This is a genomic window from Glaciihabitans sp. GrIS 2.15, assembly GCF_035984695.1.
Lineage (GTDB): Bacteria > Actinomycetota > Actinomycetes > Actinomycetales > Microbacteriaceae > Lacisediminihabitans.
Window position 1 is genome coordinate 202,145 of the sequence record NZ_JAXCHU010000007.1, and the last position, 24,372, is coordinate 226,516.

Below are 24,372 nucleotides of genomic sequence, written 5' to 3' on the forward strand. Positions count from 1 at the left end.
GTCGGCGGTTCACGCTATCGTCTAGTTAGAGCAGAAATGCGCAAACCAAGGAGATTGATATGACCATCACAATTCCGCCCCTCCATGTGGGGCATGGCACGAGCTTCGGGGGGCTGACGGTGTTCCCGGTCTGGCTCGACGGACCAGGCATCAGCGGCCTGGACTGGACGCCCGGGAACATCCGCGTCGCCGAGCGCGAAGGGTCGCCGGTTGTCGAGGAACTCGTCGTCGAGAATGCGAGCATCCGCCCGCTGGTCGCGCTCGAGGGCGACCTGCTGAAGGGCGGTTGGCAGGATCGGATGATCGCCACGAGCATCCTGCTCGCCCCGCGCGAACGCCGCGTCGTTGCGGCGGTGTGTGTGGAACACGGCCGGTGGAGCGGCGGCTCGGTCCATGACTCCCGCGGGGAGCGCGGATCGGCCAGCGTACGGCACGGGAACGTCTCGCTGCGCGGGTCGCTCGCGATCGGCGAGGACTCCCAACATGAGGTGTGGCTCAGAATCGGCCGCTACGAGAGCGAACTCGGTGCGACGGAGAGCTCCTCGATGCTCGACCACCTCCAGGGATCGACCGGAGCTCCACTGACTCGAATCGCCGGACAATCCGGGGTGATCATCGGCATCGGCGGGCGGGTGATCGGAGGTGAGATCTTCGGGAGCCCCGCCGGTCTCCGGGCTCGCTGGAGGGGGATTCTGGATGCCGCGGCTCTCGACGCCCGACTGGCTTCGCCCATCCCGACCCTGTCGGCCCGCGCTCGTCGCTTTGCGCGACAGCTGACGACCGTGCCCCTCGAAGACGGTGGGGACGCGGGGCTCGCCCGACAGGTACGGTCGACACGAGGGGATCTCAGGGTTTTCGGGATCGCTATCGGAGCCGACCTCGACCGGATCATCCACCTCGCCGCCTTCGACGAATCACACACTCTTTTGGAGAACGCATGAGCACGATGACGTTGTACACGCGGTTCAGCGATTCGCAGTTCCTCCATATCGGCACGTATTGCGCACTGACCCTCGACGGCGAGACACGGTACTTCCAGTGGAACGGCGACTGGATCGACCTCAAACCGTCGACTTTCGAGTACTACCGCGACAACGACGACACCCACTTCGCCGAGTCATCCATCGAGGAAGTCGCGGTGCTCGTGCCGGAGGCGTTCATCGCCGCCGGTGCCCTTCTCGATTCGCTCACCGCCCAGTCGATCGCCACGGCGGCTCATGCCGGCCAGGTCGACAAGCTCGGCGCCGATTACATCGAGCACCCCGCACGAGTGGCGGCGAACTTCGACGCGGTCACCCAGTCGACCGAGCATTGCGCGGCCTGGCTGCATGACGTGATCGAGGACACCCCCGTGACTGCGCGGCAGCTGCAGTATGCCGGAGTACCGCGGGCCGTCGTGGAGACGGTACTGCTGCTCACCCGCGACAGCGCGGTCCCGAGCGACTTCTACTATGACCGCATTCGTGATCACGCGGCCGCGCGCGCGGTGAAGCTCGCGGACATCGCTGACAACACCGCCGAGTGGCGCACGAGCCAACTCGATCCCGCCACGCGTTCGAAGCTCGCCGAGAAGTACAGCAAGGCGCGTGCCGCTCTCGAGACGAGACGCAAGAAATGAGGCTGACCCCCGCGCAGAATGACCGGGCCGCCGGCGTCATCCTCGGCATGGCCTGCGGCGACGCCCTCGGCGCCGGCTACGAATTCGGGCCACCGCTGCCCGATGACGCGATCGTCACGATGAAGGGCGGCGGCGGGTTCGGCTGGGAACCCGGTGAGTGGACGGACGACACGTCCATGGCCATCCCCATCGCCCAGGCCATTGCGGCCGGCCGTGACCTGCAGGATGAGGCAGTGCTCGATGACATCGTAGCGCAGTGGGTGGACTGGGCGAAGACCGCACCGGATGTCGGCATCCAACTGAGCGCAGTGCTCCGCAAAACAAAGCCGACCGCCGCCGCGATCCGCGTGGTCGCCCGTGAACACCACGACCGTCACGGGCGCAGCGCTGGGAACGGGTCGCTCATGCGTACCGCACCGGTCGCGCTCGCGTACCTCGACGACCCGGATATCCTCGCAGCGGTGGCACGGGATGTCAGCTCACTGACGCACTTCGAAGAGGATGCCGGTGACGCGTGCGTGCTCTGGTGCCTGGCGATCCGCCACGCGGTACTGACCGGGCTGTTGGACGTGCGGATCGGCCTCGACGCCCTCCCGCCCGAACGACGCGCGCTCTGGGTTTCCCGCATCGAGACGGCGGAGGCGTTCCCGCCGAGCCACTTCGCGCAGAACGGCTGGGTTGTCGAGGCGTTCCAGGGCGCCTGGTCCTCCACCATCGAACGAGTCACCGTCTCCTGCACGGGCGATGTCCCCGCTGACCAGTTGCGCCAGTCGCTCGAGCGCGCGGTCCGCGGGGGGCGCGATACCGACACCGTGGCCGCGATCGCTGGTGGCCTGCTCGGGGCCGCGTGGGGTGCATCAGCGGTGCCGGCTGAGTGGCGTCGGATCGTGCACGGATGGCCCGGACTCTCGGGTGCGCAGCTCGTGCGCCTGGGGTTGCGGGCTGCGAAGCATGGCGTGGCTGGCGACGGTAATTGGCCGGCCGCGGAGCAGTTCGACTATTCCGGCTATGGGAACATCTCGGAGCTGGCGCGGCATCCGCACGACCCCGGTGTCTGGCTCGGGGGAGTCGGAAACCTCGACCACTTGCCCGCCGAGGTCACCGCGGTCGTCTCGCTCTGCCGGGTCGGCACCGAGCAGGTTCCCGCGGGGCTCGAACACGTCGAGGTGTGGCTCCTCGACGAGGAGGATCCCGCCCTCAACCCGAACCTCGATTTCGTGCTCCGCGACACGGCGGATGCCGTCGCGGACTTGCGCGCTGAGGGTCACGTAGTGTTCCTGCACTGCGTTCAGGCGATCAGTCGCACGCCGACGGTCGCCGCGCTGTACTCCGCGCGGCACCTTGGCATCCCGATCGAGACCGCCCTGGCCGACATCAAACGCGTGTTGCCGCTGGCCCACCCCAACCCCACTTTCGCCGAAGCCCTGTTGCCCCGTTACATGGACGGATCGTTCTGATGAGCCCGAAGAAAATTCTCTACATTGACCTCGACAACACCCTGGTCGACTTCGCGACCGGCATCGCCGCGATCAGCGACGACCTCCGGGTCGAATACGACGTTCACCTCGACGACGTTCCAGGGATCTTCGCCCTCATGGACCCGATGCCCGGCGCCCTGGAGGCCTATGCGCGGTTGGCAGAGCATTACGACACCTACATCCTCTCGACGGCACCGTGGGACAACCCCTCCGCCTGGCAGCACAAGGTCGAATGGGTGCACCAGCACCTCGGCAGCGTCGAGGACACCCCCGCCTACAAGCGGCTCATCCTCTCGCACCATAAGAACCTCAACCGCGGCGACTACCTCATCGACGACCGCCCCAACAACGGGGCGAGCGAGTTCGAAGGGGAGTGGGTCAAGTTCGGTGCGGTCGAATACCCCGACTGGCCGGCCGTCACCGCGTACCCCGACTGGCCCGCCGTCACCGCCTACCTGCTTCCCGATCCGAAGGGCACGAAATGAGAATCTTCCGCTACCGCAAACCCTCGCTAAGCACCCTGCTCGGGGTCACCGCCGCCAAGCGGAGCATCAAACGCTCCCTCGGGATCTCCCAGGTGCAGGGCTTCATCGAGCCCAGTCGTCTCAAGCAGAAGATCAAATACCGTGCCGGCCTGTACACACCGCTCGCCCGGGCGATCCGCCAGGCTGCCAAGGGGAAGTTCCGGACGCCGTTCGGACTGTGACCGAAGCGGGACTGCGCCCGAACTCGATCGCCGGCGCGCGCGATTACACACCCGGTCAGCGCTTGTCGTCTGATGTCTCGAAACCGAACTGTTCCTTCGCCAGAAGTTCGCGCACCTCCCCGTATCTCGCAGCCCAATTAACGAGATCTGCGAGCTGCATCAGTGTTTCCCCACGGGCGATCCGCAGCAACCGGTCGTAGCTCATGCCAGGTACCCCGGGTGTTGTTTCCACGAGGTTCTGAAGAAGCTCCCCTCGAGCGAGCAACGCCTCGCGCACGCTGTTTGCGACCTTGTGCTGAAGGCGAGCCGCACCCAACCTCGGATCGTCGAGCCCTATCCCGTCGGCCGGCTCCAGGACAGCGCTCGACTTGCCGAACTGCCTCGGGCTGCGAACCATTTCGCGCGGCTGATACTTGAAACCCGTCTGGGAAGGGTCTGATTTTGGCATGCGGCTCAGCCTACAAGAAGAATCAGCGTGAGATGGGTTCACCACTATAAAACTTGGTAACAGGCTGACTATAAGTGCTATCTCCTAGATCGAGGGTTGATTCTCAGTTCAGGCTCCAGCCGATCTCCGCGTCTCGGCATAGAGAGAGTATGGATACCAAACAGCCTCGACTTTCACCGTTCGAACGAGCCCTGCTTCGCACGCCCGGCGAAGGACGGCCAAAGGGTCTTGCCGACCACCAACTCAAGTCGCGCGATGGACTGGAGGTCCGCCCAGGTACCTCCGTTGACGATGCCGGTAATGGTGGCGCGGTCGAGTCCAGTATCGCGGGCGAATTCGCGAATGCTGCGCCCGCCCATCTCCGCGCGTACGTTCAGCGCAAATCGTCGCGCGACTTCGGCCGAGTTGTCGTCGCTAGGGGAATCCGGCCATCCGACACACAGCTGGTGTGGGGCGAGACGCGCTGGGCGAGGGCTCATGCCCCGAGCCTACTGACACTGGTCGGGTCCTTCGGTACTCGGATGTCCGGTGCGCATGGGATGCTCATCGGAGGTATCTACAGCCACGTGGGGGAGGGGGTGTTCTCAGTGTTCGAGACCTATACCCCCAACAACGGGTTGGAGACGTGGCCGGAGGTTCGACAGTTCGTCATCGACGCTGCCACGCTCGCCGCACCTCAGACCGTCTACACCGCCCAGCGGCTCCTCACCGTCAGCGCCCCGTACGTCATCTGGTGCCGCCAGTCGCGGGGCTTGCCACTGTCGTTCGATGTCATCTTCAGCCGACAGGTAATCGAGCTATACGTACAGGCCGACCGCCGCAAGCGCGTCGCTCCCGGTGGTCGGCAGCTCAGCGACGGAAGCCGTCGGAACTACCGATCCATGCTCCTGCGCATCTCGGAAGTTCTCGTCCCGGAAGACAACCCGGCACCCATAACGGCGCTCAACGCCCGCACAAGTGAACCCCCCTATGACGCAGCAACCATGAGCGCGCACCAGCGATGGGCGCTAGGGCAGTCCACCGCTCTGCGCGTTCAGAAGGCGACCACGATGCTCGCCCTGTGCGCAGGAGCGGGACTGCGTTCATCCGAAATCGGGGAGCTTACTGTCGGCGACCTCACCATCGATGATGCCGGCATTCTCGTCACCGTCCGCGGCAGGTTCCCGCGGAGCGTGCCTCTGTTGGCACAGTGGGAATCGTGGCTGGTCCGCGCAATCGAGGGCCGTGGAGAAGCGGAACCGGTCTGGGGAAACCCGGGACGCACGCAATCCCGCAACATGCTCAGCGGCTTCACCGCCCAGAGTGACGGAAACCCTCCCCGGAGTGACCGGCTCCGCGCGACCTGGCTGGTGACCCACCTGGCTGCCGGCACCCCGATGAAGGAGCTGCTCCGCGCCAGCGGAGTTGAGAAGTTCGAGAACCTCACCCGCTACCTCAAGCACATCCCCGGACTCGACACCGCCGCCTATCGCGCCCTACTGCGTCTCGAGCTGAACCGATGACGTTTCGGCAGTCGCAGGCATCCGCGCACCTGGAGAAGCGGATGCAGGACACTTTCAACCAAGAGTCGGCCGCCCTCCGCCGGGGAAGTGGGCGAGGACCCATCCCGCGCGCCTACCTGAACCGCGCCATCGACTTCATCGACCGTTCCGAGGTTTTGGCCAAGGTACTCGAGTGGGATACCGCGTCACGCAAATCGGCTGCGGGCCGTAAGTCCTACATCGATGCGCGCGCAGTGCTCGTCCTGATACTGCTGCACTTCCAACTCGGATACGGCGCCAACTACCAACACATCGCCGACAGCCTCGAGTATGCGCTCAACGCCGAAGACCTCACCCTCCTCAACATCACGAACGTCTCCAGCGACCGGGAGGACTGGTACAAGCGATTCTGCCGAGCTACCCACCGGCTCATCGCGGTCATGGACCCCCACCCGGGTCCGCGCCGACACCGCCTCGATGCCGCTGAGTACGCCGCGGCACTGGCGAACTTCTCCCCAGAGCACCTCGCCCGCATCGACTGGCTGTGCGAGAGCCTCGTTCACACCTCAGTGCGGCATCTGCCGAAGGACCTCTGGGACAAATACACCGGAAACGTCGCTGTCGACGCGACCCTCGTCTGCACCGCCGGATTCCCGAATCCCACCGACCAGTCGGAAAAACGAGCCAACGCAGACTTCTCCTCCGGTCGCTACCGGCGCGAAGGCGCCCACGACGGTCAGGGAGCTACGACAGACAAGGCCGGGTTCGAACTGGAGACGGGCAGTATGGTCTGGCCAAACCCTGGCGAGAACGGCCTCTATCCCTCGCTCATCACCTCGGTCAGTTTCCACAAACCCGGAGAGGTCCGCCGAGAGGGGCTGAAGGTCGTCACCTCCCACAACAAACTCGGTGCCGCCCACGGGCTGGTCATCGTCGACCGCGCCTACAACAACTCCAAGGCCGACAACTTCCAACGACCCCTCCGGCTCGCGGGCCACGAGTTCGTCTTCGACTACAAGGAACACGACCACGGCAAACAAGACAACTACGAGGACCTCCTTCTCGTCGACGGCTTCTGGTACGTGAGATGGATGCCCGTCGACCTCATCACCGCCTGGGCCGATTGGCGTTACAGCCGCATCAGCTACGCAGCCGCAGCCAAACTGAGCGATGCCCGCGCGCCCTACGCGATGATTCCCAAGGGCCGACCCGATGCCGACGGCTTCCAACGATTCACCTACCCGCTGGCCGGAACCTATCTCGCCATCGACCCGGATACCCTCAAGCGAGTCAAACCGATAACCGCGAGAAGTCTCACCGTCCCGATGACGACCAAAGGCCTCAAGCACCTCCAGAAGTATCCCTACCGTTCACCCGCCTGGCTGGGCCACATGGGGATGCGCAGCCTTGTCGAGTCATCGAACAAGACCCTCAAGGACCACAACTTCGAAGACCTGAGGAACATCGGCAAACGCTCCGGCCGAGGCTTCGCGTTCCAATACCTCGCCGCGACCATGGCCGCTGTCTCGTCGAACCTCCGCAAAATCTCGCAGTTCTTTCTCACTGAAGCGACCACCCTGGCCGGCGGAAAACTGACCCGCCAACGGCGCCGCAAGGGACCGGACAACCAGCTACTCCCAACAGTCGACCCTGCGAACCGAGCCCGACCACCGTCGTAGACGACCACCACCACCTCCGCCACCACTAACCCGCTCCACGAGAAGCGCCAGCCTGCCGAAAAGCGGGCCTTCTTGGCTTTAACGGCGCGATCCGTCACCACACGGCGAGAAATCGCAGCCGCAGGGAGAAAAAAGAACAGGGCCGACTCGTCCGTGAAGACGAATCGGCCCTGTTCCAGGTATTTCATGACTCGATTGCTCGAATTCGATGAATCACCCTCTGTGCGCGAAGGGGGACTTGAACCCCCACGCCCTAACGGGCACCAGCACCTCAAGCTGGCGCGTCTACCATTTCCGCCATCCGCGCGCATTCGGTTTTTTCCGATACTTCAGAAGCACCGACGTATGACATTAGCATGCGTGCGGGGCGCCTCTGGAACGCAGGCCGGGGTCCCGAAAGCGGCGCTCCGGCCTCGAGACGATACCGTTGACCCATGGTGACTGAGACCCCCGACGACGAGCTCGACACGACCGCGCGCATCGCCCGCGACCTGATTCGCTTCGATACAACCAACTACGGCGGCGGCAAATCCAACGGCGAGACGGATGCCGCGGAATACGTCTCTGCCTACCTCACAGGCCTCGGGCTCAGCCCTGAACTCTTTGAATCCGAACCCGGGCGCGTCAGCGTGGTCGCCAGGGTCGAGGGATCCGACCGCTCGAAGCCTGCCCTTGTGGTGCACGGCCACACGGATGTCGTGCCTGCCCAACCCGACAACTGGTCAGTCGATCCCTTCGGCGGCGTCATCAAAGACGGCATGCTGTGGGGCCGCGGTGCGGTCGACATGAAGAACATGGACGCGATGATGCTCACCTCGCTCGCGGACATCCTCGGCGCCGGTCAGCAGCCCTCACGGGACCTCGTGATCGCCTTCTTCGCCGACGAGGAAGCCGGGGGAGTGCTCGGTTCGGGCTACCTGGTAAAGAATCATCCGGAGCTGTTTGCCGGCGCGACCGAGGCGATCAGCGAGGTTGGAGGCTACTCGGTCACTCTTAACGGAACGCGCGCCTACCTGCTGCAGACCGGTGAAAAGGCCCTGGTCTGGGTGAAGCTCATCGCTCGAGGCACCGCGTCCCACGGCTCGCACGTAATGCGCAACAATGCCGTCACGAAGCTCGCCGAAGCCGTCGCCATCGTCGGTCGCCGCGAATGGCCGGTGCGACTTACCGACACCACGACCGAGCTTCTCGGCGAGCTGGCCCGCATCCTCGAGGTCGACCCGCAAAAGGTCGGTCCGGATGAGATCGCCCTTGCCACCGGCACGACGAGCCGATTCATCCAGGCTTCGCTGCGCACAACGACCAATCCCACCGCACTCACCGCCGGCTATAAGCACAACGTGATCCCGGACACCGCCGAGGCCCTGATCGACATCCGCACCCTCCCGGGCGAAGAGGATGCCGTGCTCGCCGAGCTCGCGGAAATGGTGGGCCCCGACATCGAGATTGTGGTGCTCCACCGCGACATCGGCCTGGAGACCGCGTTCTCCGGCCCGCTCGTCGAGGCGATGACCGCGGCACTCAATGAGCACGATCCGGGTGCGCCGGTGCTGCCGTACATGCTGTCGGGCGGCACCGACAACAAAGCCCTTTCTCTTCTGGGCATCAAGGGCTACGGCTTTGCGCCGCTCAAACTGCCGCCGGAGCTCGACTTTCCCGCCATGTTCCATGGCGTTGACGAGCGGGTGCCACTCGAAGCATTAGTGTTTGGCAGGCGCGTCCTCAGGGACCTGCTCCTCCATTACTGATTGGACCCGCCCGTGGGCTTGCTCAACGCGATTATCCTCGGCATCGTCCAGGGCCTCACTGAGTTCTTGCCGATCTCATCGAACGCGCATCTTCGCCTGGTGGGACTCTTCCTGCTCGACGGTAAAGATCCGGGTGCCGCCTTCACCGCGATCATCCAACTGGGAACCGAACTCGCCGTCATCGTCTATTTCGGTGCGGACCTGTGGCGGATCATCTCGCGCTGGTTTCTCTCGCTGTTCAAGCGGGTGCCGCGCAACGACTCAGACGCCAAGATGGGCTGGTTCATCATTCTCGGCTCCGTGCCGATCGTGGTACTCGGCCTGATGTTCCAGAAGACGATCGAAACCACGCTGCGTTCGCTGTGGATCATCGCCGTCTCCCTCATCGTCTTCGGCATCCTTCTCGGTATCGCGGACCATGTCGGCGCGAAGAAACGTCGACTGAGAAACCTCACCGTTCCCCACGCGGCCATCTACGGTGGTGCGCAGGCACTCGCCCTCATCCCGGGTGTCTCCCGTTCGGGCGGCACGATCACCGCCGGACTCTTCCTTGGCTACGAGCGCGCCGCCGCGGCGCGCTATTCGTTTCTCCTCGCGATCCCGGCGGTTTTTGGAAGCGGGCTGTTCGAGCTCTATAAAACGATCAAATCACCCGGCGCGGAGGTGTTCACCGGAGGCGAGACCGCGGTGGCAACGGTCGTTTCCTTTGTCGTCGGACTCGGAGTGATCGTCTTCTTCATGAACTACATCTCGAAGCGGTCGTTCCTGCCCTTCGTCATCTACCGCCTCGCACTCGGCGGCACCCTCGTCGTGCTGCTGGCCACCGGGGCGCTCCGAAGCGCCTAAACGCCCATCGGTACCTTCTGGTGTCCATACTGACGACAGGCCGAGGTCGTGTTCAAAAAGATTGTAATTATCCCCTTCTGGGGCCTAACATTCGCCGTCGCTGCGGACTACCGTGAAGCTAATCGTCGTGGAGGTAGCGAATTAACGCGCATTTCGAGCAAGGCCCCGGGTCTGTCCCTCAGGCCTCAAGTGATATCACGGGAGCAGAGTTGCCCGCCGCGATTCGTTCCGCCAGCGCCACCGGACTTCGCCACAAGTCGAGCTCGGTACCGACCTGTCACGGTCGTGCCTTCTCCCACCAGGACGCCCTCGACTATCAGGAATGGGTCAAATCCGGAGAGTTAAAGTAACGCCCGGTGGTACCTGCTCCCTGCCACCTGCCACCTGGCGGCTCGCCTAGGGTGGAGTGGTGCAATCCTGGACCCGCCCGAATGTACCTCGCCTGCCCGGACGCGGTATCGCTCCACGCATCTTTGACGCAGCAACCCAGGGGTTGGTTGAAGCTCGCCCAGACGAGTCCACGCCGAATCTCGCGAGCGTCTATGTCTGTGGGATCACTCCCTATGACGCAACTCATCTCGGACATGCTGCGACCTATCTCGCCTTCGACACCCTCATCCGGGTCTGGCTTGATGCCGGATTCGACGTGCGGTACGTGCAGAACGCTACTGACATCGACGACCCGCTTCTCGAGCGCGCAAGCCGTGACGGGGTGGACTGGCGTGACCTCGCGGCCTCCCAAATAGAGCTGTTCCGCGGAGATATGCAGACGCTCAGCATCATCCCGCCGGACGAGTATGTCGCTGTCACCGAGGTCATCTCGGATGTCGCGGACGCCGTGAAGATTCTCGTTCAGAATGGATCTGCCTACCCCGTGCCAAGCCCCGATGCTGCCGACGATCTCTATTTCGACAGCAGTTTCACCCTGCCTGCCTGGCACCTCGGGCTCGAGAGCACCCTCGATCGCCCTGCGATGCTCCAGCTCAATGCGGAACGCGGCGGGGACCCGCTTCGGCCGGGCAAACGAGACCCACTGGATCCACTGCTCTGGCGCTCGGAGCGGGTCGGCGAGCCGGCCTGGAACTCCTCGATCGGTCGCGGTCGACCCGGCTGGCACGTCGAGTGTTCCGTGATCGCACTCGAACATCTTCCGACGCCGCTCACGGTCAACGGGGGCGGCCGGGACCTGGTCTTTCCCCATCATGAATTCAGCGCCGGTCATGCCGCCGCGCTCACCGGTCATGCACTCGCTGGCATCTACGCCCATGCGGGAATGGTGGCCTATGAGGGCGAAAAGATGAGCAAGTCCCTCGGCAACCTCGTGCTCGTCTCCCGACTCGTCGCGGGCGGGACTGACCCGCGGTCCATCCGGCTCGCATTGCTCTCGGAGCCCTACCGCAGCGACTGGGAATGGACGGATGCGCACCTGCGCATCGCGGACGAGCGGCTGGCCTCCTGGACGGCGTGGGCCGCGACGCCGGACGACGACGACGACGATGACTTCCTCGCCGAGTTAAGAGAACGACTGGCGGACGACCTCGACACCGCCGGTGCGATCGCCGTGATCGACGCCCGCATACGTGCGGGAGCCGCTGCAACCGTGACGGCGGTCAGCGCGATCGACGCGCTGCTCGGCATCCGCCTCACGCCCTAACGAGCGAGACGGGTGTTACTCGCGCGGCCCGCGGTCGTCCGGGGGCAGCGAGGGCGGACCCCCTGGTCCGGCGGTACCGCGCCCATCCGCCTTGCCGTCCCGTCGCCGCAGGTATTTCTCGAACTCCTGGGCGATCGCCTCGCCGCTGGCCTCGGGGGAGTCGACGGTGTCTCTCGCCTGCTCCAGCTGGGCGATGTACGTCGCCATTTCGTCGTCTTCGCTCGCGAGCACGTCGATTCCGCTCTCCCAGGCAGCGGACTCGTCCACGAGTTCTCCCCGCGGAATCACCACATCGATCAGCTCCTCGAGTTTGTCGATGATCGCGAGCGTCGCTTTGGGCGACGGCGCGTTGTGCACATAGTGCGGAACGGATGCCCAGATCGACACCGTGGGAACCCCCGCCTTCTCCGCCGCGTCACCGAGCACCGACAGGATGCCAACCGGGCCCTCGTAGGAACTCTTCTCCACCGCAAGTTGCCGACGCAGGAGCGCGTTCTCGCTGCTCACGAAAACCGAGATCGGCCGGGTGTGGGGCACGTCGGCGAGCATCGCGCCGAGAAAGACAACGCCGGTGATGTGATTCTCGGTGATGGTGGCCATGATCTCGGCGGTGAAGCTCTTCCAATTGCGGGAGGGCTCCGTGCCGAGTAGCAGGTAGATATTCGACGCATTCTCGCCGATGGTGCCCGGTTCGGTGTCGGAGCTCTGCTGCGAGCGCTGGCCAAGCACGCTGGTCGGGCCGTAGGTGACGACCGTCGGCCAGACGAGAAGACGATTGCCGTCATCATCCTGCGTGACGGTCGGGCGGTTGAACTGATAGTCGAAGTACCGTTCCGCGTCGATTTCGGCGATCGGGTAGAGGTCGAGCAGGTCTTTCAGCGTCGAGACGGCACCGCTCGCTGCCTCCCCGGCGTCGTTCCAGCCCTCGAACGCGACGACAAGCAGTCGACCATTCAACATTCCCGCGTTTGGCACTCGTTACCCTCTGGAGTCGCGTTTTAGTGGACGGCCGAGTGTGGCCTGCGCGACTTCCTTCCGTCAAGGATAGAACCCTCGTCCCTCTAAACTTGAGTCCCGTGACCGAACTCCTCCCCGCCGCCGTCCTCTGGGACATGGATGGCACCCTTGTCGATACCGAGCCGTATTGGCTGACCGCGGAGGCAGAGCTCGTCGCATCCTTCGGTGGCACCTGGACCCATGAAGACGGGCTCACGCTCGTCGGATCCGGCCTGTGGCACGCGGCGGGCATCCTGCAGCATCGCGGTGTCGACCTCGCCGAAGACGAGATCGTGAACCGCCTTACCGACAGGGTGATGGAGCAGATCGAGACCGGCGTGGCGTGGCGTCCTGGAGCGCTCGAGCTGCTCGCCGAGTTGCGGGACGCGGGCATCCCGACCGCCCTCGTCACCATGTCGATCCGACGTATGGCCGAGCATGTCTCCTTATTCATTCCCTTCACCGCATTCGACCACATCGTCGCCGGCGATTCTGTCACCCACAGCAAGCCCCATCCGGAGCCCTACCTGCTCGGTGCGGAACTTCTCGGTGTCGATGCGGTCCGCTGTGTTGCCATCGAGGATTCGACACCGGGACTTGCCTCGGCAGTCGCCGCCGGGGCAGTCGCCATCGGCGTTCCCCTGCATTCGCCTCTCGAGCACGGCCGCGGCTATACGATCTGGCCAACTCTCACCGGTCGGGGAATCTCCGACATCTCCGAACTGCTGCAATCGAATCGAACGGATGCCGCATGACCGCCGTTCGCCGCCAGAGCGGCCCATTTCGCGCGGGGGACCGTGTGCAGCTCACCGGTCCAAAGGGTCGCCTCAACACCATCACCCTCGAAACCGGCAAGGTTTTCCACACCCACCGCGGCATGATCGACCACGATGCACTGATCGGGCTCGCGGATGCCTCGGTCGTCATCGCGACGAACGGCGACGAGTACCTCGCCCTTCGCCCGCTCCTCAACGATTTCGTGATGTCCATGCCGCGCGGCGCCGCCATCATCTACCCGAAGGATGCTGCGCAGATCCTCAGCCTCGGCGACATCTTCCCCGGTGCGACGGTCGTCGAAGCGGGGGTCGGGTCGGGCGCTCTCAGCCTCTGGCTGCTCCGTGGCATCGGACCGACCGGATCCCTCACCTCTTTCGAACGCCGCGAAGAATTCGCCGAGGTAGCCCGCGGCAATGTCGAATCCTTCCTCGGCGCCGAGCCCGAGAACTGGACCGTGACCGTCGGCGACCTCGTCGAATCGCTCCCCACCGCCGTGCGGAACGGCTCCGTCGACCGGGTCGTGCTCGACATGCTCGCCCCCTGGGAGTGCTTGCGCGTCGTCGCCGATGCCCTCGCGCCCGGCGGCGTGCTGCTCTGCTACATCGCCACGGTCACCCAGCTTTCGCGGGTAGCCGAGGCCGTGCGCGGAACGGGACTCTTCACCGATCCGGATTCCTCCGAGACCATGGTGCGCGGCTGGCATGTGGAGGGACTCGCGGTGCGTCCCGACCACCGGATGGTCGCCCACACCGGTTTTCTGCTCACCGCCCGCAGGCTGGCGCCCGACACCGTGTTGCCACAGCTCAAGCGCCGACTCTCCAAGTCTGACTACACCGACGAGGATGTCGAGGCCTGGACCCCCGGAGCACTCGGCGAGCGCTCCGTCACAGATAAGCGTTTGCGCAAGACCGCTCGTGCCGCTCAAGCGACCGCCGGTCACGCGAGGACCGCCGCTGGTGCCATGGACCGTGCCGAGGCGGACGAACCGCCCCTCGACTCACTCTAGAATTGTCTCCGTTCCACGAGCTCGATCGAAATGAGGATTCGTGCGCAAGACCACAGCGCTGATTGCCGCCGTCGCCCTTCTCGGTGGCCTGACCGCCTGCTCCGGCGGCACGGCAGCCAGCACCGCCGGATGCGATCCTGTTGTACTGCCGGGTAAGGCCTCGGCGGTGGTCACTGCGCCGGGCAAACTGGGGTCAGCGCCGAAGGTAGGGTTTCCCACGCCGCTCTACACGGAGACCACCCAGGCCTCGACGATCATCGCGGGCACGGGCGCACCGATCACGGCCGGACAGCCCGTCATTCTGGACGTCACGATCCTCAACGGCGCGGATGCCACGCCGTTGCAGAAGACCAGCTACGCCGCCACCGGCGGAAGCCTCATCACGGCCGGAAAATCCACCTTCCCGGCCGTCAGCGAGGGCCTGGAGTGTGCCAAGGTCGGATCTCGAATCTCGATCGTTGGCTCGGCCAAAGACAGCCACAGGGGCGCCGCCGATGCCGCCAACGGGATCGGCAAGGACGACTCATTCGTCTATGTCGTCGATATAAAGGGCACGTTCCTCGCCAAGGCGAATGGCGCCGACCAGATTCCTGTCAACGGCATGCCCGCGGTCGTCCTCACCGCCGACGGTACCCCCGGGATCAGCGTTCCCGATCGCTCTGCGCCGAAGACCTCCACGGTCAACGTGCTGAAAGAAGGCTCTGGCGACAAGGTGAAGAGCAACCAGTTCCTCGTGGTCAAATTCACTGCAATCGGCTGGAATTCCAAGACCGTGTTCGACTCCACCTGGACCGATCACCAGGCCTCGGTCCTGCAGGTCGGCGCAGCCACTGTCTCGCCGGGGCTGAGTAAGGCGCTCATCGGGCAGCGGGTAGGTTCGCAGGTTCTCGCGGTGCTTCCTCCCCGGGCAGCGGCCGTCGCTGACGGTTCCGGCAAGGCTCCCGCCGACGATGCGGCCGTCTACGTCGTGGACATCCTCGGCATCGCCGGGTAAGTTACCACCCGACCGGTGCGCCGGCTTCATCCGGACACAGGCCGAGTGTCTTCGAAAATTCATTCCAGACCAGGATTGCCCGTGCCAGCTGCAAGCGTCTCCAGAATTCCCGTCGAGGAGCGGCTGTTCAGTCTCGTGCTCGCACTCCTCGCGACCGAGACCGGCCTGACCAAGAACGAGGTGCTGTCCACGGTGCAGGGCTACCGCCAGCGCTACCGGGCGGGCGGCGACAACGCAAACCTCGAGCGCCAGTTCGAACGCGACAAAGACGACATCCGCGATCTCGGAGTGCCGCTTGAGACCGTGGACTCACCCGGTCAGGCCGGCAATAACCAGAACCTGCGCTATCGCATCCCGCGGGGGAGCTACGAACTACCGAGCGACATCACCTTCTCCGCGGAGGAGACGACGCTGCTCAATCTCGCCGCCATGGTGTGGCGGGAGGGCTCGCTCTCTGGTGAGTCCCGGCGAGCAGTGATCAAGTTGAAAGGTCTCGGTCTGGTTGCGGACGAGCCGGTGCTGGGCTACGCACCACGCATCCGGGTGCGGGATGCCTCCTTCGAGCCACTGCGCGCCGCCCTCGAACGCAATGCGGTCGTGCGCTTCGCCTACCTCAAGCCCGGTGAGGCCGAGGCCCGCGTGCGCGAAGTCGCACCGCTCGCGCTCGTTCAACACCAGGGTCGCTGGTATCTGCACGCTCTCGAGCCCGGCACCGAGGTCACGAAGACTTTCCTGCTCCGGCGCGTCGTGAGCCAGGTTACGACCACCGGTTCGACGTTTCCGGCCCCGAGAGGCGACCAGACGGCACGGGCCCTCGACGAACTCGAAACCGTGTGGGAGTCACACACCGCGGACGTCGAGGTCGTGACCGACTCGGATGCGTCCACGCGGCTTCTCAAACGTCGAGGCACCGTTCGACTGCCCTCTGGTGCGCTCAGACTGCACTATTCCGATGTCAATATCTTTGCCGACGAGTTGGCTGGCTACGGCCCAGAGGTCCTCGTGCTCGCGCCCCCAGCGTTGCGCGAAGCGGTGCGCAGCCGCCTCCTCGGCATCGTCGAGGAACACACGCATCATGACGACCCAGCAGATGGGAGTTCCCATGGTTGAGCGACCCTCACTACTGCTGGCTCAGGACAAGCTCGCGTTCCTGCTCTCACTCGTACCATTCCTCATGGATCACGAGCGAATCAGCGTGCAGGATGCCGCGGATCATTTCGGCGTCAAGCCACAGCAGGTGCGCGACGCTGTCGAGCTCATCGCGGTCTCCGGGATCCCGGGAGAGACCGGTCAGTACCAGCACGGCGACCTGTTCGACCTCGCCTGGGACGACTTCGAAGAGAACGACCAGATCAGACTGACCAACCTCGTGGCCATCGACGATGCGCCGCGATTCTCCGGTCGGGAAGCGGCTGCACTCATTGCCGGACTGCAGTACCTTTCGGCCCTCCCGGAGAACTCCGACCGCAGCGCTATCGCGACCCTCATGGCCAAGCTGTCGCGCGGAGCATCCGGTCTTCCGAGCCAGTTCGCGGTCGAGGGCTCGGAGTCCGACGAGACGCTCGGCCTCATCCGGGAGTCCGTCACATCCGGCCTGCAGCTGGAATTCGACTACGTCAATTCCCGCGGTGAACATGAGCGCCGCCGGGTCGACCCGCTACGCATCGAATCGATGGATGCCGACTGGTATCTGCGCGGCTGGTGTCACCTCCGCGAGGCCGTGCGCACCTTTCGCATCGATCGCATCGCCAACCCAACGGTCACGACCGAGCCGATAACCACCCATGCCGCCGACGTACACCTTTCCGACACTCTTTTCGAGGGTTCAGCCAACGACCTCGTGGTGACAATCGATGTCGCCCCCTCGGCTGCCCCCCTCCTCGCCGACTATCTCACCGACGGCACCGGCAGTGCCGTCGTCAATGGGCGCAGCCGCACTGCCCTCCGCGTTTCACACTTTCATGGGCTCAAGCGGCTGATCGGAGGGCTTTCCGGCATGGTCACGGTCGTGGCGCCCGCGGAGGCCCGCCGCGCGGTCGCGGAATGGGCGGCCGCTGGCGCTGCCCGGTATGACTCGACCGCAGAGGCCACTCGCTGATGCCCTGGTGGTCGTGGCTCGTCATCTGGACCTGCCTCGTGCTTGCACTGATCGCCGTGCTGGTCGTCGGGACCTGGCGCCTGTTCCGCAAAGCGGTCTCGGTCTTCGACGAGCTGGGTACGCTCGCCGCACGAGCAGAGCTTCTGGATGCGGCGGTGACGAAGTTCGACGAGCAGCACGCCGAGATCGCCATCCTGCAGAAGCTGTCCGATGTGCAGGGGAAACGACGCCACGTGCGCGAGGCAGCGGCGGCTCGCCGGGATATCCGGCACACTTCCCGGCTCGCCCGCGGTCGCGCCCTGACCAGGTTCGATGCGAATTCTCGCCGGTGGTTTCACGCCGAATGACAGCCAGGGTGCTCAGATAAGCGGTAAACTTCTTCCAATTGGAATTTTCGACTCCTAAGGATCTCGCCCATGCTAAGTGGATTCACCGGCTGGCACGCCCTGGTATTGCTGGTCATCGTCGTGCTCCTGTTCGGAGCCACCAAGCTTCCGGGGCTCGCCAAGAGCGTCGGCCAGTCAATGAAGATCTTCAAGAACGAGGTCAAGGCGGACGACAACAAGTCGGATGGCAAGGCGACACCGCCTGCCGATGGCCCGCAGGCCGGTCCGACAGCACCCTCCGCCAAGCCGTAGCAGGCGCTCGTTACCGAAACCAAGCCTTCCCGCAAGAAGCGAGGCGCAGGCAGCGAAGGCCGGATGTCACTCGGCCAGCATCTCGTCGAGCTCCGCAAGCGCCTATTCATCTCGGCGATTGCGATTGTCGTGTTTTCCATCGGTGGATTCCTCGTCGCCGACTGGGTGCTCAGGGCAATCCGTTCGCCCATTGAGCTGATCGCCAAGACTCACGGCAATACGACACTCAACTACTCGACAATCGGCGCCGCCTTCGACGTGCACATCCAGATCGCCGTCACCGTCGGAGTCATCGCATCGAGTCCGGTTTGGCTTTACCAGGTCTTTGCGTTCATCGTGCCAGGGCTCACGAAGAAGGAAAAGCGCTACACCTTCAGTTTCTTCTTTTCGGCCGTACCCCTGTTCTTTGCCGGGTGCGCCGCGGGGTGGTGGGTCTTTCCGCACATTGTCGATGTACTCAACTCATTCGTACCGAGCCAGGACGCGGCGATCACCGAGGCAAAGGACTACCTCGGTTTCGTCACCAAACTCGTGCTGGCTGTCGGGATCGCGTTCGTGCTCCCGGTATTCCTCGTGCTCCTCAACTTCCTCGGCATCATCAGCGGGATCAGCATCTTCCGCAGTTGGCGCTGGGCGATTCTCGCCATCTTCGTGTTTTGCGCACTCGCCACGCCCTCGGCGGATGTCGCATCCATGTTCCTGCTGTCGGCGCCGATGATCGTGCTCTACCTCCTCGCCGCCACGATCGCTTGGTGGCATGACCGCATTATCGCCAAGCGGGTGGAGAGCCTCGCCGACGATGACAACAGCGGCGCGGCCGCCGCATGACGAGCGGCTTCCGTGCGGGTGATTCCTCGACCGACGCGTTGAGCCCGGCCGATCGATTCGCGGCATCGCGAGCGCGACGGGACACGCCCCGTGTCGAGATGTTCCGGGGTAACCTGTCCTTCGATCTCGACCCATTCCAGCTCGCTTCGTGTGCGGCGCTCGAACGAGGGGACAGCGTGCTCGTTGCCGCCCCGACCGGCGCCGGCAAAACGATTGTTGCGGAGTTCGCAGTCTTCCTTGCCATGCAGGAACCGCGCGCGAAGGTGTTCTACACCGCGCCGATGAAGGCTCTGAGTAACCAGAAGTTCCAGGAATTCGTGGCCGAGTACGGAGCCGACCAGGTTGGCCTACTGACCGGTGACACGAACATCAACTCCGGTGCCCGCATCGTGGTCATGACCACGGAGGTGCTGCGCAACATGCTCTACGCCGACTCCGATCTGCTGAAGGATCTCTCCTTCGTGGTGATGGACGAGGTGCACTATCTGGCCGACCGCTTTCGCGGCGCCGTGTGGGAGGAGGTCATCATCCACCTCCCGCAGAGCGTTCGACTGGTCTCCCTCAGCGCCACCGTGTCGAACGCCGAGGAATTCGGCGACTGGCTGCAGGCGGTGCGCGGCGAGACTGCCGTGATCGTGTCGGAGGAGCGGCCGGTGCCGCTCGACCAGCACGTAATCATGCGCACCAAGCTCATCGACCTGTTCGCGACGACCAGAGTCGGCCCGGGGGATCCGCCCGGCACTCCCACTCACCGGGTGAACCCGGAGCTCGTGCAGATGGCGCGATACGGTGGCCGCACCATCAGTTCACGCCAGATGCAGGATGTCGGCCGACGGCACTCCCGCGGAGGTCGCCCCGACGATCTGAAGATGGACCGGGCCGGTGTCGTGAAGATGCTCGGAGAGCGCAACCTGTTGCCGGCCATCTTCTTCATCTTCAGTCGCGTCGGCTGCGACCAGGCGGTCAAGCAGGTGCTTCGGGCCGGCGTGCGACTCACCACACAGCTTGAACGCGACGAGATCGCGGACATCGTCGAGGAACGCTGCCGCACCATCCTCGATGAAGACCTGGCAGTTCTCGGCTACTACGAGTGGCTGGACGGCCTGCAGCGCGGTGTCGCCGCTCACCACGCCGGAATGCTCCCCGCGTTCAAGGAAGTGGCGGAGGAGCTCTTCCAGAAAAAGCTCGTAAAAGCAGTCTTCGCAACCGAGACCCTTGCTCTCGGTATCAACATGCCCGCCCGCACCGTCGTGCTCGAGAAACTCGAGAAGTTCAACGGCGAGGCTCGCGTGCCGATCACGCCGGGGGAGTACACCCAGCTCACCGGGCGAGCGGGCCGGCGCGGCATTGACGTCGAAGGCCATTCGGTGATCCAGTGGCAGGAGGGGCTCGATCCCCAAGCGGTCGCCTCGCTCGCCTCCCGTCGCACCTATCCACTCAATTCCAGCTTCTCGCCAACCTACAACATGGCCGTGAACCTCATTGAACAGTTCAGTCGGGAACGCGCCCGCGACATCCTCGAGTCCTCGTTTGCGCAGTTCCAGGCCGATCGCGCCGTCGTCGACCTTGCCCGCAAAGTGCGGTCGCAGGAGGAGTCGCTGCACGGCTACGAAGAGGCGATGAAGTGCCACCTCGGGGATTTTCGCGAGTATTCGGGCATCCGTCGCGAGCTCACCGATCTCGAACGCAAGGGATCGATTCGCGCCGACCTGCAGAGTCGCGGGGAGCGGGAAAAGCGCCAGAACCAGCTCGCGGCCCTGCGCAAACGGCTCAAGCAGCATCCCTGCCACACCTGCAACGACCGCGAGTCACACGCCCGTTGGGCGGAGCGCTGGTGGAAGCTGAAGAAGCAGACGGATGAGCTCAGCCGCCAGATCCGCGCCCGCACCGGCGCGGTCGCGAAGATCTTCGATCGCGTGACCGACGTCCTGCTCGAGCTCGGCTACCTGCTGCGTTCCGAGACCGGCGAAGTGACCGCATCCGTGCACGGGCGCACTCTCCGTCGCATCTACGGAGAACGCGATCTGCTCGTGGCCGAATGCCTGCGCCGTGGAGTCTGGAAAGACCTCGATCCCGCTGGTCTCGCTGCGATGGCCGCCGCCCTGGTCTACGAGCCGCGGCGGGATGAGGGCCAGACGTCGGACCGCTACCTCCCGAAGGGTGCCTTCCGCCCGGCTTTCGAGAAGACGACGGACCTGTGGTCGAAGCTCGACGACATCGAACGCGATCACAAGCTCCCCGGGAGTAATCCACTCTCGACCGGACTGTCGCTCGCGATGAACCGCTGGGCCCAGGGCGTGTCCCTCGACTCTGTGCTGCTCGAGTCGGAGCTCGCGGCCGGGGACTTCGTGCGCATGACAAAACAGACGATCGACCTGCTCGACCAGCTCTCGGTGGTAGCCGACGGCACCGTCGGACGCACGGCACGCCAAGCGCTTGAGTCCATTCGCCGCGGCATCGTGGCGTACTCCTCGGTCGCGTGACTGCGCTACAGATCCTGATGGCGGCCGTCCCCGCACGCTCCATTTAGGCTGGTCGGGTGCGTTCGAGCCTCCCGCCCCGCCCGGGGGCCACCTCCGGATGGCTCTCGCGACCGCTCCCACTCACGGCTGCAGTCCTTGTCGCGGCACTGTCCGGCTATGCCAACGCTGCCGCCTTCCCGGGTATCGGATGGTGGCCGCTCATCTTCGTCGGCACGGCGTTGATGCTCTGGTCGCTCCACGGTCGCCGGGCGTGGTCGGCATTCCTCGTCGGGTTCGTCGGCGGATTCGCATTCTTTGGCAATCACATCCTCTGGCTCACGGTCTATCTCGGTGCGGTGCCGTGGCTCGCCCTCGCCGGGCTCGAATCGGTATTCTTCGCCCTCGGCTGCGTGCTGATGGCGCTGGCTTGGCGCCACGTTCCGCGAGTGTGGTCGGGTACGGGAGCGCAGCTGGTTGGTCTTCCCGCGGTACTGGCGGGGCTCTGGGTGCTTCGTGAGGCGATTACCAGCGTCTGGCCCTACGGTGGCTTCTCCTGGGGGCGTCTGGCCTTCTCCCAGTCCGACAGCACCTTCGCACCGCTTGTCGCCTGGCTCGGAATGTCCGGTGTCAGCTTCGTCATCGCCCTGCTCAGCGCTGTGCTGCTGCAGGCCGTGCGCACGGTGCGCGTGCGCGTTACTACGCGGGGCATGATCGCCGCGACCGCATTCCTCATCGCGGCGCTGTTCCCAGCCTGGCCGGTATTCGAATCCGGCAGCATTCGTGTCGCCGCGGTGCAGGGCAATTCCAACTCCGGCCTGTTCGCCCAGATCCAGCCGGGCGACAGCCTCGACGATCACCTGCAGGCCACCGTACCGATCCTCGGAAAGAAGGTGGACGTCATCGTCTGGCCGGAGAACGCCTCCGACATCGATCCGCTCCGCAACGAGCAGGCGGCCAGGACCCTTGACTTCGTCTCCGAGAAAATGCAGGCCCCACTCGTCACCGGTACCAGGACCGAGAATGCTCAGGGGCAGACATTCAACAGCCTGCTGCTGTGGAAGAACGGCGCGGGATCGGTCGCCCAGTACGACAAGATCCATCCGGTGCCGTTCGCCGAGTACCTGCCAGATCGCTCCTTCTGGTATCCACTCGCGCCGAGCCTGTTCGATTTGGTACCGCGTGACTACACCTTCGGCACGCGCTCCAATGTCTTCGACATCAACGGCGTGATGGCGGGGCTCGCGATCTGCTTCGACATCGTCGACGACGGGCTGATCCACCGGATGGTCGACGGGGGAGCGGAGTTCATCCTCGCCCCCACCAACAACGCCGACTTCGGACACTCCGACGAGAGCGTGCAGCAGGTGGCCATCGCCCGGCTGCGCGCCATCGAGACCGGTCGAAGCGTCGTCAACGAATCCACCGTCGGAGTGAGCGCCATGTTCGCTCCCGACGGCCGGGTGATCGCGAAGCTGCCCACCTTCACCCGCGGTGCGATGGTCGAGACCATTCCGTTGAGCACGACACTCACCCCGGCGATGTTCGCCGGTCGCCAGATCGAATGGATCGTCGCGGGCTTCGGACTGGCCAGCCTGGCCGTCGGCATATTGTTAGCGCCGCGTCGCGCGCGGTCCGCTTCTTCCCGCGGCAGGGGTCGCCGTGGCTGAGACCCTCATCATCCTGCCGACCTACAACGAGATCGAGAGCCTCGAGACGGTTCTCGGCCGCATCCGGCAGTCGGTGCCGCAGGCCGACGTGATCATCATCGATGATTCGAGCCCGGATGGTACGGGGCGGCTTGCAGATCGTCTCGCCGCGGCCGACCCGGGGCTCACGGTGCTGCATCGCCCGGCGAAGGACGGCCTCGGGCGGGCCTACCTGGCCGGCTTCGCCCACGCCATCGAGCGGGGCTACCGCTACGTCGTGGAGATAGACGCCGACGGCTCCCACGACCCGGCGGACCTTCCGGCGATGCTCAGTCTTGCGGCAGCGGGAGCGGACCTCGTCATCGGGTCCCGCTGGGTGCGGGGCGGATCGGTGCGCAATTGGCCGTTGATCCGCCAGGCAATCTCTCGCGCCGGCAACACCTACTCGCGGGCAATGCTCCGCTCTGGTATCCACGACATCACCGCGGGATTCCGGGTCTACCGCACGCAAGCGCTGCGCACGCTTGACCTGTCCGCCGTATCCTCGCAGGGCTATTGCTTTCAAGTGGAATTGGCATGGCGTCTCGAGCGGGCGGGAAAGCGCGTCGTCGAGCATCCGATCGTCTTCATCGAACGCACCGCCGGTCACTCGAAGATGCACCCGGGCATCGTCGTCGAAGCCCTGCTGCGGGTGACGCTGTGGGGAATCTCGGGCCGCCGCTCCTCGAACCCCCCGGCGCCCGCATTCCGGGCAGAAAAATAGCCGATTACCATCACGATGGCAATCGGCTAGGTCTCCGGATGGACGACTACGCGCCGACCTTGTGCTGTCCTTTGCGTGCCCGAAGGAAGTCGAGCCGCTCCTGGAGCAGTTCTTCTAGTTCGGCACGGGTGCGACGTTCGAGCAGCATGTCCCAGTGGGTGCGCGGGATTTTGGCATCCGACGGTTCCGGCTCGACCTGCACTCCGTCTTCACCGAGAAGTCGGCCCTCCAGGCCGCTCTTCGGGGATTCCCACACCGTGGGAATCTCCGCGTCAGAGGAGAAGGTGACCTCGAACGTGGAGCCGTCTACGGCCTGATATGTACTTTTTTTCCGCGGGGAGAAGGTCACGCCTTCTTCACTCTGAAGACTCTGGGATCCGAGTCTCATTCCGCGCAAACTGCGATCCGCCATTATGTGGTCCTCTCTCGCGATGCAATCACCAGTTATAAACCCACAAGCTGGACATAACCTTTCCATCACGCGGCGATTCCAGCAAACTCACAGG

25 protein-coding genes and 1 tRNA gene are annotated in these 24,372 nt (G+C 64.6%); 21 read left to right on the plus strand and 5 right to left on the minus strand.

Going from position 1 to position 24,372, the window contains the following annotated elements; translation table 11 throughout:
- Positions 1-59: 59 nt before the first annotated feature.
- From RCH11_RS11765 to RCH11_RS11785, 5 genes are read left to right on the plus strand one after another with little or no spacing between them, the layout of a single operon-like run.
- Positions 60-941, plus strand: coding sequence for an ARPP-1 family domain-containing protein (locus tag RCH11_RS11765; protein ID WP_327057200.1), 882 nt, complete (start codon positions 60-62; stop codon positions 939-941).
- Positions 938-1,618, plus strand: a complete 681-nt coding sequence (locus tag RCH11_RS11770) for a hypothetical protein (RefSeq protein WP_327057201.1) — start codon at positions 938-940, stop codon at positions 1,616-1,618. Before RCH11_RS11765 ends, RCH11_RS11770 begins: the two co-directional genes overlap by 4 nt.
- The gene (locus tag RCH11_RS11775; protein WP_327057202.1) at positions 1,615-3,075 is read left to right on the plus strand and encodes an ADP-ribosylglycohydrolase family protein; all 1,461 of its coding nucleotides are present in this window, start codon (positions 1,615-1,617) and stop codon (positions 3,073-3,075) included. Before RCH11_RS11770 ends, RCH11_RS11775 begins: the two co-directional genes overlap by 4 nt.
- On the plus strand, positions 3,075-3,581 hold the full coding sequence (locus tag RCH11_RS11780) for a 5' nucleotidase, NT5C type (protein WP_327057203.1): 507 nt from the start codon (positions 3,075-3,077) through the stop codon (positions 3,579-3,581). Before RCH11_RS11775 ends, RCH11_RS11780 begins: the two co-directional genes overlap by 1 nt.
- Positions 3,578-3,802, plus strand: a complete 225-nt coding sequence (locus tag RCH11_RS11785; protein ID WP_327057204.1) for a hypothetical protein — start codon at positions 3,578-3,580, stop codon at positions 3,800-3,802. The genes RCH11_RS11780 and RCH11_RS11785 overlap by 4 nt, the downstream gene beginning before the upstream one ends.
- Before the next feature lie 55 nt (positions 3,803-3,857).
- Here RCH11_RS11785 and RCH11_RS11790 read toward each other — a convergent pair whose 3' ends face one another.
- Together RCH11_RS11790 and RCH11_RS11795 are read right to left on the minus strand one after the other, a co-directional pair.
- Positions 3,858-4,250: a hypothetical protein gene (locus tag RCH11_RS11790; protein ID WP_327057205.1), complete on the minus strand. Its 393-nt coding sequence runs from the start codon at positions 4,248-4,250 to the stop codon at positions 3,858-3,860.
- Positions 4,251-4,423: 173 nt separating this feature from the next.
- On the minus strand, positions 4,424-4,729 hold the full coding sequence (locus tag RCH11_RS11795; RefSeq protein ID WP_327057206.1) for a helix-turn-helix transcriptional regulator: 306 nt from the start codon (positions 4,727-4,729) through the stop codon (positions 4,424-4,426).
- 42 nt (positions 4,730-4,771) lie between these two features.
- Here RCH11_RS11795 and RCH11_RS11800 point away from each other — a divergent pair, with 42 nt between their 5' ends.
- Together RCH11_RS11800 and RCH11_RS11805 are read left to right on the plus strand one after the other, a co-directional pair.
- Positions 4,772-5,752 carry a tyrosine-type recombinase/integrase gene (locus RCH11_RS11800; RefSeq protein ID WP_327057207.1) on the plus strand — a complete coding sequence of 327 codons (981 nt, stop codon included), beginning with the start codon at positions 4,772-4,774 and terminating at the stop codon, positions 5,750-5,752.
- Positions 5,749-7,410 carry a hypothetical protein gene (locus RCH11_RS11805; RefSeq protein ID WP_327057208.1) on the plus strand — a complete coding sequence of 554 codons (1,662 nt, stop codon included), beginning with the start codon at positions 5,749-5,751 and terminating at the stop codon, positions 7,408-7,410. The genes RCH11_RS11800 and RCH11_RS11805 overlap by 4 nt, the downstream gene beginning before the upstream one ends.
- Before the next feature lie 223 nt (positions 7,411-7,633).
- On the opposite strand, the gene RCH11_RS11810 is transcribed toward RCH11_RS11805, so the two are convergent.
- Positions 7,634-7,717: transfer RNA gene (locus tag RCH11_RS11810), tRNA-Leu, on the minus strand.
- Between the two features lie 127 nt (positions 7,718-7,844).
- Here RCH11_RS11810 and RCH11_RS11815 point away from each other — a divergent pair.
- The 3 genes from RCH11_RS11815 to mshC all read left to right on the plus strand — a co-directional run bounded on the left by RCH11_RS11815 (position 7,845) and on the right by mshC (position 11,658).
- Positions 7,845-9,158, plus strand: a complete 1,314-nt coding sequence (locus RCH11_RS11815) for a M20/M25/M40 family metallo-hydrolase (RefSeq protein WP_327057209.1) — start codon at positions 7,845-7,847, stop codon at positions 9,156-9,158.
- 12 nt (positions 9,159-9,170) lie between these two features.
- Entirely contained in the window at positions 9,171-10,004 is an 834-nt protein-coding gene (locus tag RCH11_RS11820; protein ID WP_327057265.1) for an undecaprenyl-diphosphate phosphatase, read from the plus strand.
- 409 nt (positions 10,005-10,413) lie between these two features.
- The gene (gene mshC, locus RCH11_RS11825) at positions 10,414-11,658 is read left to right on the plus strand and encodes a cysteine--1-D-myo-inosityl 2-amino-2-deoxy-alpha-D-glucopyranoside ligase (RefSeq protein ID WP_327057210.1); all 1,245 of its coding nucleotides are present in this window, start codon (positions 10,414-10,416) and stop codon (positions 11,656-11,658) included.
- A 15-nt stretch (positions 11,659-11,673) separates the two neighbouring features.
- Here mshC and RCH11_RS11830 read toward each other — a convergent pair whose 3' ends face one another.
- Positions 11,674-12,618 (minus strand): proteasome assembly chaperone family protein, encoded by a 945-nt coding sequence (locus RCH11_RS11830; RefSeq protein WP_327057266.1) that lies wholly within the window; start codon positions 12,616-12,618, stop codon positions 11,674-11,676.
- Positions 12,619-12,734: 116 nt separating this feature from the next.
- On the opposite strand from RCH11_RS11830, the gene RCH11_RS11835 reads away from it, so the two are divergent.
- From RCH11_RS11835 to RCH11_RS11885, 11 genes are all read left to right on the plus strand, one after another.
- Positions 12,735-13,409, plus strand: coding sequence for an HAD family hydrolase (locus RCH11_RS11835; protein ID WP_327057211.1), 675 nt, complete (start codon positions 12,735-12,737; stop codon positions 13,407-13,409).
- Entirely contained in the window at positions 13,406-14,437 is a 1,032-nt protein-coding gene (locus RCH11_RS11840; RefSeq protein WP_327057212.1) for a tRNA (adenine-N1)-methyltransferase, read from the plus strand. Before RCH11_RS11835 ends, RCH11_RS11840 begins: the two co-directional genes overlap by 4 nt.
- A gap of 40 nt (positions 14,438-14,477) precedes the next feature.
- Positions 14,478-15,431 carry an FKBP-type peptidyl-prolyl cis-trans isomerase gene (locus tag RCH11_RS11845; RefSeq protein WP_327057213.1) on the plus strand — a complete coding sequence of 318 codons (954 nt, stop codon included), beginning with the start codon at positions 14,478-14,480 and terminating at the stop codon, positions 15,429-15,431.
- Positions 15,432-15,506: 75 nt separating this feature from the next.
- Positions 15,507-16,541: a helix-turn-helix transcriptional regulator gene (locus RCH11_RS11850; protein ID WP_327057267.1), complete on the plus strand. Its 1,035-nt coding sequence runs from the start codon at positions 15,507-15,509 to the stop codon at positions 16,539-16,541.
- Positions 16,507-17,529 carry a helix-turn-helix transcriptional regulator gene (locus RCH11_RS11855; RefSeq protein ID WP_327057214.1) on the plus strand — a complete coding sequence of 341 codons (1,023 nt, stop codon included), beginning with the start codon at positions 16,507-16,509 and terminating at the stop codon, positions 17,527-17,529. Before RCH11_RS11850 ends, RCH11_RS11855 begins: the two co-directional genes overlap by 35 nt.
- Positions 17,529-17,876, plus strand: coding sequence for a hypothetical protein (locus tag RCH11_RS11860; RefSeq protein ID WP_327057215.1), 348 nt, complete (start codon positions 17,529-17,531; stop codon positions 17,874-17,876). Before RCH11_RS11855 ends, RCH11_RS11860 begins: the two co-directional genes overlap by 1 nt.
- A 69-nt stretch (positions 17,877-17,945) precedes the next feature.
- Positions 17,946-18,167 (plus strand): twin-arginine translocase TatA/TatE family subunit, encoded by a 222-nt coding sequence (gene tatA / locus RCH11_RS11865; RefSeq protein ID WP_327057216.1) that lies wholly within the window; start codon positions 17,946-17,948, stop codon positions 18,165-18,167.
- Positions 18,168-18,230: 63 nt separating this feature from the next.
- Complete coding sequence (gene tatC, locus RCH11_RS11870) at positions 18,231-18,995, plus strand: twin-arginine translocase subunit TatC (RefSeq protein ID WP_327057217.1); 765 nt, start codon at positions 18,231-18,233, stop codon at positions 18,993-18,995.
- On the plus strand, positions 18,992-21,478 hold the full coding sequence (locus RCH11_RS11875; protein WP_327057218.1) for a DEAD/DEAH box helicase: 2,487 nt from the start codon (positions 18,992-18,994) through the stop codon (positions 21,476-21,478). Before tatC ends, RCH11_RS11875 begins: the two co-directional genes overlap by 4 nt.
- 56 nt (positions 21,479-21,534) lie before the next feature.
- Positions 21,535-23,124 (plus strand): apolipoprotein N-acyltransferase, encoded by a 1,590-nt coding sequence (gene lnt / locus RCH11_RS11880; RefSeq protein WP_327057219.1) that lies wholly within the window; start codon positions 21,535-21,537, stop codon positions 23,122-23,124.
- On the plus strand, positions 23,117-23,866 hold the full coding sequence (locus RCH11_RS11885; RefSeq protein ID WP_327057220.1) for a polyprenol monophosphomannose synthase: 750 nt from the start codon (positions 23,117-23,119) through the stop codon (positions 23,864-23,866). Before lnt ends, RCH11_RS11885 begins: the two co-directional genes overlap by 8 nt.
- A gap of 46 nt (positions 23,867-23,912) precedes the next feature.
- Here the strand turns inward: RCH11_RS11885 and RCH11_RS11890 are convergent, their stop codons facing one another.
- Positions 23,913-24,278 (minus strand): RNA polymerase-binding protein RbpA, encoded by a 366-nt coding sequence (locus tag RCH11_RS11890; RefSeq protein ID WP_327057221.1) that lies wholly within the window; start codon positions 24,276-24,278, stop codon positions 23,913-23,915.
- Between the last annotated feature and the right edge of the window lie 94 nt (positions 24,279-24,372).

Bases quoted from the DNA above. Each gene is read 5' to 3' on its own strand.
- RCH11_RS11855 (WP_327057214.1), top strand. From the start codon at position 16,507: ATGACGACCCAGCAGATGGGAGTTCCCATGGTTGAGCGACCCTCACTA.
- RCH11_RS11830 (WP_327057266.1), bottom strand. From the start codon at position 12,618: ATGTTGAATGGTCGACTGCTTGTCGTCGCGTTCGAGGGCTGGAACGAC.
- RCH11_RS11785 (WP_327057204.1), top strand. From the start codon at position 3,578: ATGAGAATCTTCCGCTACCGCAAACCCTCGCTAAGCACCCTGCTCGGG.
- RCH11_RS11770 (WP_327057201.1), top strand. From the start codon at position 938: ATGAGCACGATGACGTTGTACACGCGGTTCAGCGATTCGCAGTTCCTC.
- RCH11_RS11875 (WP_327057218.1), top strand. From the start codon at position 18,992: ATGACGAGCGGCTTCCGTGCGGGTGATTCCTCGACCGACGCGTTGAGC.
- RCH11_RS11780 (WP_327057203.1), top strand. From the start codon at position 3,075: ATGAGCCCGAAGAAAATTCTCTACATTGACCTCGACAACACCCTGGTC.
- RCH11_RS11795 (WP_327057206.1), bottom strand. From the start codon at position 4,729: ATGAGCCCTCGCCCAGCGCGTCTCGCCCCACACCAGCTGTGTGTCGGA.
- RCH11_RS11840 (WP_327057212.1), top strand. From the start codon at position 13,406: ATGACCGCCGTTCGCCGCCAGAGCGGCCCATTTCGCGCGGGGGACCGT.
- RCH11_RS11790 (WP_327057205.1), bottom strand. From the start codon at position 4,250: ATGCCAAAATCAGACCCTTCCCAGACGGGTTTCAAGTATCAGCCGCGC.
- RCH11_RS11765 (WP_327057200.1), top strand. From the start codon at position 60: ATGACCATCACAATTCCGCCCCTCCATGTGGGGCATGGCACGAGCTTC.
- RCH11_RS11890 (WP_327057221.1), bottom strand. From the start codon at position 24,278: ATGGCGGATCGCAGTTTGCGCGGAATGAGACTCGGATCCCAGAGTCTT.
- RCH11_RS11800 (WP_327057207.1), top strand. From the start codon at position 4,772: ATGTCCGGTGCGCATGGGATGCTCATCGGAGGTATCTACAGCCACGTG.
- RCH11_RS11805 (WP_327057208.1), top strand. From the start codon at position 5,749: ATGACGTTTCGGCAGTCGCAGGCATCCGCGCACCTGGAGAAGCGGATG.
- RCH11_RS11860 (WP_327057215.1), top strand. From the start codon at position 17,529: ATGCCCTGGTGGTCGTGGCTCGTCATCTGGACCTGCCTCGTGCTTGCA.
- RCH11_RS11815 (WP_327057209.1), top strand. From the start codon at position 7,845: ATGGTGACTGAGACCCCCGACGACGAGCTCGACACGACCGCGCGCATC.
- RCH11_RS11775 (WP_327057202.1), top strand. From the start codon at position 1,615: ATGAGGCTGACCCCCGCGCAGAATGACCGGGCCGCCGGCGTCATCCTC.
- tatC (WP_327057217.1), top strand. From the start codon at position 18,231: ATGTCACTCGGCCAGCATCTCGTCGAGCTCCGCAAGCGCCTATTCATC.
- tatA (WP_327057216.1), top strand. From the start codon at position 17,946: ATGCTAAGTGGATTCACCGGCTGGCACGCCCTGGTATTGCTGGTCATC.